The 12,484-nt window shown below is 37.2% G+C and carries 12 protein-coding genes; all 12 read right to left on the minus strand.

Annotation, left to right across the window (positions count from 1 at the left end; all coding sequences use genetic code 11):
* Window positions 1-8 precede the first annotated feature (8 nt).
* The 12 genes from pknB to BK580_RS14080 all read right to left on the minus strand — a co-directional run bounded on the left by pknB (window position 9) and on the right by BK580_RS14080 (window position 12,458).
* A complete protein-coding gene (gene pknB / locus BK580_RS14025; protein ID WP_328589049.1) occupies window positions 9-1,994 on the minus strand; it encodes a Stk1 family PASTA domain-containing Ser/Thr kinase in 1,986 nt (661 codons plus the stop codon).
* Entirely contained in the window at window positions 1,991-2,740 is a 750-nt protein-coding gene (locus BK580_RS14030; protein WP_211279030.1) for a Stp1/IreP family PP2C-type Ser/Thr phosphatase, read from the minus strand. Before BK580_RS14030 ends, pknB begins: the two co-directional genes overlap by 4 nt.
* Before the next feature lie 9 nt (window positions 2,741-2,749).
* Window positions 2,750-3,841, minus strand: a complete 1,092-nt coding sequence (rlmN, locus tag BK580_RS14035) for a dual-specificity RNA methyltransferase RlmN (RefSeq protein ID WP_078380943.1) — start codon at window positions 3,839-3,841, stop codon at window positions 2,750-2,752.
* 3 nt (window positions 3,842-3,844) lie between these two features.
* Window positions 3,845-5,182, minus strand: coding sequence for a 16S rRNA (cytosine(967)-C(5))-methyltransferase RsmB (rsmB, locus tag BK580_RS14040; protein ID WP_078380944.1), 1,338 nt, complete (start codon window positions 5,180-5,182; stop codon window positions 3,845-3,847).
* Window position 5,183: 1 nt separating this feature from the next.
* The gene (gene fmt, locus BK580_RS14045; protein ID WP_078380945.1) at window positions 5,184-6,128 is read right to left on the minus strand and encodes a methionyl-tRNA formyltransferase; all 945 of its coding nucleotides are present in this window, start codon (window positions 6,126-6,128) and stop codon (window positions 5,184-5,186) included.
* 4 nt (window positions 6,129-6,132) lie between these two features.
* Window positions 6,133-6,606: a peptide deformylase gene (def, locus tag BK580_RS14050; RefSeq protein WP_078380946.1), complete on the minus strand. Its 474-nt coding sequence runs from the start codon at window positions 6,604-6,606 to the stop codon at window positions 6,133-6,135.
* A 17-nt stretch (window positions 6,607-6,623) separates the two neighbouring features.
* Entirely contained in the window at window positions 6,624-9,032 is a 2,409-nt protein-coding gene (gene priA / locus BK580_RS14055; RefSeq protein ID WP_078380947.1) for a primosomal protein N', read from the minus strand.
* The gene (coaBC, locus tag BK580_RS14060) at window positions 9,029-10,249 is read right to left on the minus strand and encodes a bifunctional phosphopantothenoylcysteine decarboxylase/phosphopantothenate--cysteine ligase CoaBC (protein WP_078382777.1); all 1,221 of its coding nucleotides are present in this window, start codon (window positions 10,247-10,249) and stop codon (window positions 9,029-9,031) included. The genes priA and coaBC overlap by 4 nt, the downstream gene beginning before the upstream one ends.
* A gap of 148 nt (window positions 10,250-10,397) precedes the next feature.
* Complete coding sequence (gene rpoZ / locus BK580_RS14065; protein ID WP_060665844.1) at window positions 10,398-10,631, minus strand: DNA-directed RNA polymerase subunit omega; 234 nt, start codon at window positions 10,629-10,631, stop codon at window positions 10,398-10,400.
* 1 nt (window position 10,632) lies between these two features.
* A complete protein-coding gene (gmk, locus tag BK580_RS14070) occupies window positions 10,633-11,247 on the minus strand; it encodes a guanylate kinase (protein ID WP_078380948.1) in 615 nt (204 codons plus the stop codon).
* Window positions 11,248-11,261: 14 nt separating this feature from the next.
* The gene (remA, locus tag BK580_RS14075; RefSeq protein WP_078380949.1) at window positions 11,262-11,522 is read right to left on the minus strand and encodes an extracellular matrix/biofilm regulator RemA; all 261 of its coding nucleotides are present in this window, start codon (window positions 11,520-11,522) and stop codon (window positions 11,262-11,264) included.
* A gap of 60 nt (window positions 11,523-11,582) precedes the next feature.
* Window positions 11,583-12,458 carry a YicC/YloC family endoribonuclease gene (locus BK580_RS14080; protein ID WP_078382778.1) on the minus strand — a complete coding sequence of 292 codons (876 nt, stop codon included), beginning with the start codon at window positions 12,456-12,458 and terminating at the stop codon, window positions 11,583-11,585.
* Window positions 12,459-12,484 lie beyond the last annotated feature (26 nt).

Genomic DNA, 12,484 nt, shown 5'->3' on the forward strand with positions numbered 1-12,484 from the left:
CCTTATTCTTACTCAATATCATCATAATCTATCGTAATAGATTGGACCTTTTCTCCATCAACAAATACTTCATACCTTGCTTTTTGCTTATATGGCACCGTAATAGTGAATTCAGTTTTTAAATCATCTGTAATAATATACGTTTCTTTAGGGTCATCCATATTTGTATTTAAATCTTCGACAAAAAGGTCTATTTTTTGTTCTGCACCTTCTTCTGAAGGTTTATACGCTATTTCAAGTGGAACGTCAATCGTTTTATCTTCAGGCTGTGGACCTTTGGAAACAATTAGTTGTATCTTATCCCCTTTTTTTACTCGAGATTCAGGGGCAGGATTCTGTTTAATTATATTTCCGGCTGACACATCAGCGTTATATTCTTCTTCAACTTCTGGTATTATTCCAAGGGAATCCAAATGCCTTTTGGCAAAATCTAAAGATGAACCTTGATAATTATCTAACACGATTGGACTTATCCCTTTGGATACTACTAATTTTATTACCGTTTCTTCTGGAATGACCGTTTCATTCGGTTCAGGAGTTTGACGTATTACGATTCCTGCTGATACATCCTCTGAATGTACTTCTTCTATCTCAGGATCTGGATAATCTTTCTGCTTTATTCTACTTATAGCGTCCTCTACCTGAAGATTTGTATAATCTTCTACAGCTACTTTTTCTTTCCCAACGCTACGATAAACAGTAATTTCCGAGCCTTCTTTTCTAGTCTTACCAGCCTCTGGCCACGTTCTAATTACATTACCTTCTGCTATATCATCACTTGGCTCATCTACGGTTTTATCAATAACAAAGCCTGTTGATTTTAGCAAATCAATCGCTTCTTCGTATTCCATATCAGTGACATCATCAACGACGATATCTTTAGGAAGTAAAAGTGATGGAAGAAAAGTAAATGCCGCTACTACTCCTCCTATAAGTAAAAATAAGAGAATTAGTAGTGAAATGAACCATTTTTTCTTTTTCTTTTTTTTCTTCTTCTTAGAAGGTTCTTTCGTTTCAGTTGGTCGAACAGCTTTATCGGTTGGACGTACCTTTGTTTCATGATCATTTTGGAGATGCTGAGATAGATTGCCTTTAATAATCGGAATTGCTTTTGTAGCCTCTTCATCTTCATTTGGAATAAAAAACTTCGGTTCATGTAAACGACCAGGCTCTAATACGGTATCCAAATCTTCAGACATTTCCTCTACCGATTCATATCGGTGAAAAGGATCCTTTGCCATCGATTTTAAGATAACATTTTCTAAGCTTTGAGGGATAGTTGGGTTCCATCTCTTTGGTGATGGTGTTTCCGATTGTAAATGTTTTAAAGCAATAGAAACTGCTGATTCCCCAGAAAAAGGAAGTCTGCCAGTTAACATTTCAAACATGACTATCCCTAGTGCATAGACATCAGATTTTTTAGTTGCTAAACTTCCTCTTGCTTGCTCTGGTGATAAATAATGAACTGACCCTAATAAAGAGTTTGTTTGGGTAATAGTAGTAGAACTTAAAGCCATCGCTATCCCAAAGTCTGTTACTTTCAATGTACCATAATCGTCTATTAATATATTTTGCGGCTTAATATCTCGATGAATAATGCCATTTTCATGGGCATGTGCAATTGCTGAGGTAAGCTGTTGCATAAGCTCCACCGTATTGTATTGCTCGATAGGTGCAGATTGTTGAATATATTGTTTTAGTGTTTTCCCTGACACATGTTCCATGACAATATAATAAATATCATCCTCTTCACCAATATCATAAATACTGACAATATTAGGATGATCTAAACTAGTTGCTGACTGTGCTTCTCTTCTAAAACGTCGTATAAATTCTTCATCATTTGCAAAATCTAGACGTAACACCTTTACTGCTACATCCCGATCTAGAATCATGTCACGAGCAAGGTAGACATTCGCCATTCCACCGCCGCCGATGACTTCGAGAATTTTATATCGCCCGTTCAATCTTTTGCCAATTAACAAAGATATCACCCGCTTTCATCTTCGGTGACAGATAATTCCAATATGGCAACCGTGATGTTATCTTCTCCGCCGTATTGATTTGCACGATTTATTAACTCTTCTGCTTTGGCTGAAAATGGAATTTTATTATTGTTAAGTACCTCAACAAATTCCTTGCCATTTACTTTGTTACTTAATCCGTCAGAACAAAGTAAAAGGTAACCAGCTTCATCATATGTAATAGTCTTTAAATCAATCTTTACGGTTTTCTCTGTCCCTAAAGCTTGTAGTATAACATTTTTTCTCGGATGATGCTCGGCATCCTCTTTAGAAATTTGTCCACTTTTAACTAATTCATTAACAAAGGTTTGGTCCTCTGTTAATTGTTTTGCCTCTTCTTTTGAAATGATATAAATTCTACTGTCTCCAACATGGGCTAGTGTAACAAAAGACTCTCCGCGAATTGCTGCTACAATAGTAGTTCCCATTCCATGACACTCTTCATGCTCATTTGCATACTCAAACAAAAGTTGATTTATCTGACTAATGTAAGTCTTAAACCAGATTTCAGCAGGTTCTGGGGAAGAGACATTTTCTGACTCCTCCCACATCTCTTTCATATGTTGGATTGCCCTTTCACTGGCTACATCCCCTGCTTTATGTCCCCCCATTCCATCACAAACAACCGCTAAAACGGTTCCGTCTTTATTAACAAAAATTCCCCCGTTATCTTCATTATGCGAACGAACTCTCCCTTTATCTGTTAAAAAGACCATCAACACTTGTCACCTCGTCTCTTCTTTTCGCTCCTTCGCACGTAGCTGGCCACATGCAGCATCAATATCATGCCCTTGCTCACGACGAACTGTTACGTTTATCCCTAGGTTCTTTAATGTTTTTTCAAATAGATTAATCTGTTCCTTTGGAGTCCTTACATAGTCACGTTCTGGGACATAGTTAACGGGAATTAAGTTAATGTGACACTTGATTCCTTTCACTAGCTTTGCTAATTCCTCGGCATGCTCTACTTGATCATTTACTCCACCAAATAAACCGTACTCAAAACTTACGCGGCGTCCTGTTTTCTTAATATAATAATGCACAGATTCCATTAAATCAGGTAGCTTGTACGCTTTATTAATCGGCATTAGTCTGGAGCGAATTTCTGTATTTGGTGCATGCAAGGAGATAGCAAAGTTGATTTGCATATTCTCATCAGCAAATTTATAAATTTTCGGGATAATTCCACTTGTCGATACGGTAATATGACGTGCACCAATATTTAAGGCTTGGTCATGGTTGATGATTTTCAAAAAGCTTAACATTTCATCATAGTTATCAAATGGCTCCCCGATTCCCATAATAACAACATGACTTACTCGCTCTTCTAACTCATCAATCGCTTGTTGTACTTTTACGACTTGCGCAACGATTTCTCCTGCTTCTAAATTACGCTTTAATCCACCAAGCGTGGAAGCACAAAACGTACAACCGATACGGCAACCTACTTGAGTTGTCACACAGACAGAATTTCCGTATTCATGTCTCATTAGTACCGTTTCAATGGAATAGCCGTCATGTAGTTCAAATAAAAACTTCATCGTGCCATCCGCTGACGTTTGCTGGATTATCGTTTTCAGAGTAGTTAGAACAAAAGCATCGTCTAATTGTTCACGTAATGACTTGGATAAATTGGACATATCCTCAAAAGATGTCACTCTTTTTTTGTATAGCCATTCAAAGATCTGTTTTGTTCTAAATTTCTTTTCTCCAATACTTGCTAACCAATCTTCTAGTTCGTGTAATTGAAGAGAATAGATGGACGGTTTACGGGTTACGTCTTCTTGTTTCTTAGTTGTTGTTGTATTTTGTTCCATCTTTTACACCTGCCTTTTTAGTCTAACTATAAAAAATCCATCCGTACCAAAATAATGTGGTAAAAGCTGGAGCATACCATCTTTAACAAAGTTTTCGAGCTTTGCTGGTAATAAATCTTTTATGTTGATATCTATTTCAAAGTCTGGATGACTTTCTAAGAAAGCATTCACAACTTCTGTATTTTCTTCTTTATCAATTGTACATGTACTATATACTAAAGTTCCACCTTTTTTTACTAATGGCGCTACCTCGTTCAAAATGGTGGATTGAATTGTAGCTAGCTGTTTCACATCTTGCATTGATTTCGAATATTTCAAATCAGGCTTTCTTCGTATAACCCCAAAGCCTGAACATGGTGCATCAACCAGTATTTTATCAAAATGTTCTTTTTGAAAAACCTGTTGTGCTTTTCGGCTATCCAATGTTTGTACTTCAATATTAGGAAGATCCAATCGTTCTGCTTGTTCTTTAATAAGACGTGCTTTGTGTTCGTGTAAGTCTGCTGAGACAACCGTTCCTGTTCCATTCATGAGTTCTGCGATATGAGTGGATTTCCCTCCAGGAGCTGCACAACAATCAAAGACAACTTCACCTTCTGAAACTCCAAGGGTGCTTGCAACAAGCATTGAGCTTTCATCTTGGATTGTAATATACCCATTTTTGAAAGCGTTCGAATAGGCTAAATTCCCTTTATTGGAAATAATGCTTTCTTTTGCTACTTCTCCCTTATCCACATCAAAACCTTGGTTCTCTAACATCGCTATAACTTCCTCCACCGTAGCCTTTGCTGTATTTACTCGTGCTGTTTGACTAGGTGGAACTAAATTCATCTCACACATTCTTTCTGTATCCGCTACACCGTACTGCTCAATCCATTTCTCAACCAACCAGCGTGGGTGGCTTGTAGCTATGGATATTCTATCGAGATCATTTTCCATTGTTTCTAAGTTGGGAACCCCTTGACGTTGTATGGATCTTAGGACACCGTTAACAACAGATGCAACGCCTTTATGTCCTTTCTTTTTCGCGATTTCAACCGCCTCAAAGATCGCTGCTCTCGCCGGCACTTTATCAAGATAAATCATTTGATATAAGGTCATTCGTAGTAAAATCTTAACCCAATCTTGAAGTTTTTTTTGTTTTTCTATATACGGAGCTAAATAATAATCAATTGTTATCGTACGTTGTATCGTGCCATAGACGATTTCAGTGAATAGTCCCGCATCTTTTTTGTTTAGCTTTCCCGAATCTAAATAATTGTTTAATAAAAGGTTACTATATGCTTGCTTTTTTTCGATATTAACTAATGCTTCAAAAGCTAGCTCTCTCACATTTTTCATCTTATTCTCCTAGCTGTATGCCTTCTGATAACGAAGCTCCTGCCCCGTTTAAAAATTGTGTTCCAGTCATTCGTTTTTTTCCTGAAAGTTGAAGATCGGTTATTTTTATACTTATAGTATTACCAGTTTTCACAATGAATCCATCTTCTTCTTTTCCGATAATCGTCCCTGGAATCGCATCACTGTTTGTTTCAAGCTTTTCTCCCCACCAAACCTTCATTACTTGACCTTGTAAGGTTGTATAAGCGACAGGCCAGGGGTGCAAGCCACGAATATGATTATAAATTTTTTCACCTGGCTGATTCCAATCAATTTTCTCCTGCTCTCTTTTTATATTCGAGGCAAAAGTTGCTTCTTCTTCCACTTGTTTGATTGGTGTCAGTTTCTCTTCAAATAATAATGGCAGTGTTTGAGCAAGTAATAAAGAACCCGCTTCACTTAATTTATTATGCAGTGTACCTACATGATCTTTCTCAGAGATATTTACTTCAACTTGAGTCAGGATATCCCCAGCATCTAATTTCTCTACCATATACATAATGGTCACACCTGTTTTCCTTTTACCTTGCAGAATAGAATAGTGTATCGGTGCCCCGCCTCTTAGCTCTGGAAGTAAGGAGGCATGTACATTGATACAACCAAACTTTGGCGCATCCAATAATGGGTTTGGCAAGATTTGACCAAAGGCCGCGGTTACGATTAAATCTGGTTCTAATGATGTGATTTTTTCGTATTCTGTTTTTTCTCTGATTTTTTCAGGTTGATAAACAGGTATTCCGTGTTTTTCTGCTTCCACCTTAACGGGTGGTGGGGTTAATAACTTTTTTCTACCTTTTGGACGATCTGGCTGAGTTACAACAGCTATTACCTCATATCCATCTTGGAGAATTTGTTGTAATACTGGAACCGCAAAATCAGGTGTTCCCATAAATACTATTCGTTTCATCGTATCACCTTTCTAACTCTTCTTCTTCGTAATATTTTATTACTTTCGACGTAAATAACACGCCGTGTAAATGGTCGATTTCATGTTGGATTGCTCGCGCTAAAAATCCTCTTGCTTCAACCTCATACCATTTACCTTTACGGTTTTGGGCACGGACCTTTACGTAATTAGAACGACTTACCTCACCGTACAATCCAGGAAAGCTTAAACATCCTTCGGGCCCTACTTGCTCGCCTTCTATCTGAATAATTTCAGGATTTATTAACTCGATTTTCCCCTGCACTTCATCTACTTCTACGATTGCTATTTGTTTGGCAATACCTATTTGCGGTGCAGCAAGGCCGACACCATCTGCTTCTAGCATCGTATCATACATATTATTGAGAAGGCGAACTAGCCTTTTATCAAAGGTTGTCACCATTTCACATTGTTGCTCTAATACCGCTGCTGGATATTCTACGATCTTTAATATTGGCACTTTTCTTCCTCCAACAATTACATTAACATGTAAGGATTTAAATCTATATGAATAGATAACTTTTCTTGGTCCATCTGTGCTTGATACTTTTCTACAATTCTTTTCAATGCTTCATGAAGATTAGGTTCTTTTTTATATTTAATGATACATTGATATCTGTATTTGTCCTTGATACGAGCGATAGGAGAAGACACTGGACCTAATATAATGGCTTCTTTTGATAACTGCATTCCTAAAAAGCTAGTAATTCTCTCTGTGACAGTTACTACTTTTGTAAGCTCTTGATGGGTAACTGTTACAAGAGCTAGATAATAAAATGGCGGATATTGATGGTTCTTTCTAATTTGCATTTCCTTTTGATAAAAGGCCAAATAATCATGTGCACTTGCTAATTCTACACTATAATGCTCTGGGCTGTAAGATTGAATAACTACTTCACCTGGAAGAAGATGTCGACCTGCCCGTCCACTCACTTGTGTTAGTAGCTGGAAAGTTTTTTCAGAGGAACGAAAATCCGGGATATTTAACATAGTGTCAGCAGTTAATACTCCAACTAGTGTAACTAAAGGAAAATCAAGTCCCTTAGCAATCATTTGGGTTCCTAGTAAAATATCTGCTTTTTGGTCGCCAAATTGTTGAAGCAGCTTTTCATGTGATCCTTTTTTGGTGGTGGTGTCGACATCCATTCTAATAACTCTGGCGTTCGGTAACAACTTAGTCAGTTCTTCCTCCACTTTTTGTGTTCCGGTTCCAAAAAACCGGAAGTGCTCACTATCACATGAAGGACAAGTTGCATGAACAGGCTCTTCATAGCCACAATAATGGCATTTTAATTGATTAGAGCTACGATGATAAGTTAAGGAAATGTCACAATGAGGGCATTCTACTACATAGCCACAGTCTCGACACATTACAAAGGAAGAATAACCTCGTTTATTTAAAAATAATACTGATTGTTCACCACGTTCTAAACGGGACTGAAGTTTTTCAAGAAGGTTTCTAGAAAACATGGATCTGTTTCCTTCTCTTAATTCTTCTCTCATGTCCACAATTTCAACTGGTGGCATGCCCTGGTCGCTCATTCTTTTATCCATCGTTAATAGCTGATAAACCCCTTTAGTTCCTCGCGCAAAAGTTTCTAGCGTAGGGGTTGCACTTCCCAATACTACGGGACATTGATGGTATCTTCCTCTTTCCATGGCAATATCACGTGCATGATAGCGAGGGGTATCTTCTTGTTTGTAGCTTGTTTCATGCTCTTCATCAATAATAATAATCCCGACATTTTCAAAGGGGGCAAATATTGCCGAACGTGCTCCAACTACCACTTTTACTTCTTTACGGTGAATTTTACGCCATTCATCATATTTCTCACCCATCCCTAACCCACTATGCATCACCGCTACATCTGATCCAAATCTTGATTTGAAGCGGTTCACCATTTGTGGAGTTAGTGAAATTTCTGGCACAAGTACGATTGCCTCTTTCCCTTTTTTCAATACTGCATCTACCGCTTGCATATATACCTCAGTTTTCCCACTACCTGTTACGCCAAACATTACATAACCTTTATGTTTATTTTCTTCAATAGATTGAAGGATAGGTGAGATTACTTCTTGCTGTTGAGCTGTTAGGGGGAGTGGTTCTGATTTTTTGAACTCTCTATTTTCATATGGGTCACGATAAATCTCTTCTTGTATTTCTTTCATTAATTCTAACTTTACAACTGCTTGAATGGCACTCGTACCTATTTGTAGAACTTCTAACAGCTGTTTCTTCTCTACACGCTCTTTATTAGAATGAATAAAATAATCTAAGAGTTTATGTTGAGCAGACGCTCGAATTGGGATTTGTTGTTTGGCAGTTATTAATTCATCCTTTTTCACATTTAATTCAATCATTCGTACTGTTTTTTTGGATAATTTATCTTTTACTTCATAATAAACTTCTACAATATCTTCTTCTATAAGTTGTTTGATTAACTTATAATGACTGGTTCCTTCTAGCTCTTCAAAACGAACACGGCTTGACGGTTGAAATAAAAGCTGCAAATGCGGTGGAATTTTATCCAGGTCCTTTGCAATAATCCATTTTTCATATTTTGCTTTCAATGCAGCTGGTAGCATCGCTTGAAATGCAGATATAGTAAAGCATAATGTATGATCTCTTAACCAGCCTGCTAGTTGTAGCAGTTCCTTTGTTAAAATCGGACTAACATCAATTAAAGAGGAAATTGGCTTTGTTTTTTTGACAGATGAAGTGGCTTTGATTTCAATAACAAAGCCTTGTACTTGACGTGGTCCAAATGGAACAATAACTCTCATTCCTGTTTGGATAAACCCTTCCCATTTCTCAGGTATTTCATAATCAAAAGCTCGATCCGTTTGTTTTGCAGGAACATCAACAATCACACTTGCATATGTCATGCTTTATCCTCTATATGAGAAGCGATTTCTAACAATAAAGCAGAAGCTACTTCCTTCTTCTTCATTAAAGGGAGCGAAATACTTGTCTCATCCTTACGATAGATCGTAACGATGTTGGTATCTGTACCAAATCCTGCTCCAAGCTCTGTTACATTATTAGCGACTATATAATCGAGATTTTTTTTCTCCAGCTTGCCCTTGGCATATTCTTCTACATTATTTGTTTCAGCAGCAAATCCTACTAGAACCTGATGCGTTTTTCTTTTGCCTAATTCTTTCAAAATATCTTGTGTACGTTCCATTTCTAGTACACTATCACCATCTTGTTTTTTCATTTTCATTTCTGAAATATGTTTTGGACGATAGTCAGCTACTGCGGCTGATTTGATTACCACATCACTGTTTTCGAAATTCTCCAATACTGCGTCATACATTTCTTTAGCCGATTCTACTCTAATGGTGTGCACGTGTGATGGATCTTCAAGAGTTGTTGGTCCAGAAACAAGTATTACATTTGCTCCTAATTCAGCAGCAACCTCTGCAATGGCGTATCCCATTTTTCCTGTCGAACGATTAGTGAAAAATCGAACTGGGTCCACTTTTTCCACAGTAGGGCCTGCAGTTACTAGAAAATTTTTACCTGAAAGAGGTTTCGGTTCTTGATCGCTAGAACTAGAGCCGAAATGTTGAGTAATTGCAGCAACAATAGCTTCTGGCTCTTCAAGACGTCCTTTCCCTACATAGCCACATGCTAAAAAGCCTTCTCCTGGCTCAATAAAACGATACCCATAGGAAGCTAGTCTATTCATATTCACTTTTACAGCTGGATGATCATACATATGAACATTCATTGCAGGTGCTATCCATACTGGAGCAGTTGTTGCAAGTAAGGTTGTTGTTATCATATCATCGGCTAAGCCATTGGCCATCTTCCCAATCACATTAGCAGTTGCGGGTGCTACTAGAACAAGGTCCGCCCAATCGGCTAAATCTATATGAGAAATAACTGCTGGATTTTTCTCTGCAAATGTATCTGTATATACTTCATTTCTTGATAATGCTTGAAAGGATAGTGGTGTAACAAATTTGCATGCCGATTGGCTCATGATCACCTTTACTTGTGCACCTTGCTGCACGAGCTTACTCGTTAGCGCCACCGCTTTATATACAGCAATTCCACCTGTTACACACAAAAGGATTCTCTTATTGGTTAACAACATTTTTCTTTCCCCCGATTATTAATTTAACTCATCTAGAAAAAGCTCAAGTTTCATCTCTCAATCACAATGAGTTTAGACGGTTTCTTTGAGAATGTCTTAAAATGTTAACTTAAAAAAATAACAACCTATCTCTAGGTTGTTATTTTTATTTGTGATTCAGGATTCCTTCGCTTCTTTCAGCCGTTTTAATCGTTTTAGCAGATAGTAATCCAGCGTCAATTTCTTCTAACGCTTTTCCCACAAATTTATGAGATACTGTCTTTTCAATCATTTGGTCGTTTACTTGTTGTAGTTCACGAGCACGTCTAGCAGATACTGTTACTAAAGTATATTTGGAATCAAGTTTTTGCATTAAGGAATCAATAGAAGGGTATAACATATTAATCAGCCTCCACCATTTGTTTGTATTTTTCACGCAGTCTCGTTCTTTTACAATGTTCCGCTTGTACGATTGCTTGAATTCTGTCACAAGCTAAATCCACCTGATCATTCTCCACTACATAATCGTAAGCATCCATCATTTCAATTTCTTCTTTTGCAACAGTCATTCGGTTGTTGATTAAATCTTCTGTTTCTGTTCCTCTTGTCGTAATTCTGTTTTTCAATTCAGAAAGACTTGGAGGCATTAAGAAGATGAAAACACCTTCTGGAAATTTACTTTTCACTTGAATCGCACCTTGGACTTCAATTTCCAAAAAGACATCTTTGCCTTCTGTTAAACATTGCTCTACATAGTCTACTGGCGTACCATAATAGTTGCCAACATACTCTGCCCATTCTATAAATTTATCTTGTTCAATTAACTGTTCAAAATCCTCTTTGGATTTGAAGAAATAATCTGTACCGTCTATTTCTCCGGCACGTGGACTTCTAGTAGTCATGGAAATTGAATAATGAAGACTTACATCTTCCTTTGAAAACAACGCTTTTCTTACCGTTCCTTTACCTACTCCAGAAGGACCTGAAAGGACGATTAATAACCCTCTATCTCTCATTTATCTATAAATACCTACCCTTCATCAGACATATCATCTTTATTAACAAGCCTTTGTGCAACAGTTTCTGGTTGCACAGCTGACAATATTACATGATCACTATCCATTATTAGAACTGCTCTTGTCCGTCTACCATAAGTAGCATCAATAAGCATTCCTTGATCCCTTGCGTCTTGAATAATCCTTTTAATCGGCGCAGATTCAGGGCTTACAATAGATATGATACGATTTGCTGAAACAATGTTACCAAAGCCAATATTAATTAACTTAATCATGGTTTCCACCTCTAGTTACAAACTCTATTCTAACCTTGTTAAGTGGTTAGTAATCAAAGATTATTCAATGTTTTGCACTTGCTCTTTTATTTTCTCTATGCAAGCTTTCATTTCTACAACAGAATTCGCAATCTTCGCGTCATTTGCTTTTGAACCAATGGTGTTTACTTCGCGATTTAATTCTTGTACGAGGAAATCCAATTTCCTTCCAATTGCATCCATACTTTCAAGCGAATTGGTGAACTGCACAATATGACTATGAATTCGTTTTAATTCTTCATTAATATCTGCCTTATCCGAAAATATTGCTGCTTCTGAAATAAGTCTTTGTTCATCAATGATTGTTCCAACAAAATCCTTCATTTTTTTCTCTAATCTAAGTCGATACGCCTCCACGACTATTGGTGCATATGTATGAAGTTCATGTGCTGTCTTTTCGATCCGAGAAACATGATCTAAAATGTCCTTTTGCAGCTGAGCCCCTTCAATAGTCCTCATAGATAACAGTTGTTCTGTAGCAATATGTACATTATTCAATAAAGCATCTTCTAATTCATCTTGAATGTACGCTTCTTCTATTACAGTAAACACGTTCTCTAATTGTAGTATATCATTTATTTGTATGGAACTAGAAATTTGAAATCTATCTTTCACCTGTTTTAACGATTGTATGTATTCTGACAGTAAGTTCCAATCAACTGTTACTTCTTTTTTTGCAAGACCTTGGCCTTCTATGGTAATAAAAACTTCTACTCTTCCCCGCTTTATAAATGCGCTTATTGCCTTTTTTATTTTATCCTCTAGCGAAAGCAATTGCTTAGGCATCCTAATGTTTATTTCACAAAAACGATGATTCACCGATTTCATTTCTACTAAAATCCAGTAGGAATCCGTACTCGTTTCTGCTCGACCAAAGCCCGTCATACTTTTTACCATCATACTCACGTCCGTTCCTTAAGTAT

This window comes from Sutcliffiella halmapala (genome assembly GCF_002019665.1).
Classification (GTDB): domain Bacteria; phylum Bacillota; class Bacilli; order Bacillales; family Bacillaceae_I; genus Sutcliffiella_A; species Sutcliffiella_A halmapala.